Annotated in this window: 1 pseudogene; it reads left to right on the top strand. The window is 55.9% G+C overall.

Features of this window, described 5'->3' with window-relative positions:
• Positions 1-325, top strand: a pseudogene (locus AUR66_RS12185) (LolA family protein); the annotation flags it as partial.
• Between the last annotated feature and the right edge of the window lie 79 nt (positions 326-404).

The raw sequence follows: 404 nt of genomic DNA on the forward strand, positions 1-404 counted from the left end.
CGGGCGAGTCCCGTCGTACGGTATGCTTGCTGCGGAACTTGTGCGGACGAACAACGTTAGCGTCGAGCGAACTGCAGTGATCGACGAGAGGAAAACCGTTGTCGTGGCCCTCACACCACACCAGAACGAAACGACCGCGAAAGATGTGGCCGTGGAACGCCACCTCTGGGTCGACACGGAAAGAATGATCCCACTCAAAATAGTGACTACGTGGACGGCGAGTGACGGGCAGACTGTGACTGAAACCGTTCGCTACTCGAACGTCACAATCGACGAATCCACCGAAGCACAGTCCACCACGAAGTCTCGAGGTGTGAGTGCGTGAACCGGCGTCGACTATCTCGATTTGGGCGGTTACTGGTGATTTGTGGTATTGCTGGTCTCGTTGTCGGTGCAGCTGATAT

It is taken from the genome of Haloferax profundi, assembly GCF_001469865.1.
Lineage (GTDB): Archaea > Halobacteriota > Halobacteria > Halobacteriales > Haloferacaceae > Haloferax > Haloferax profundi.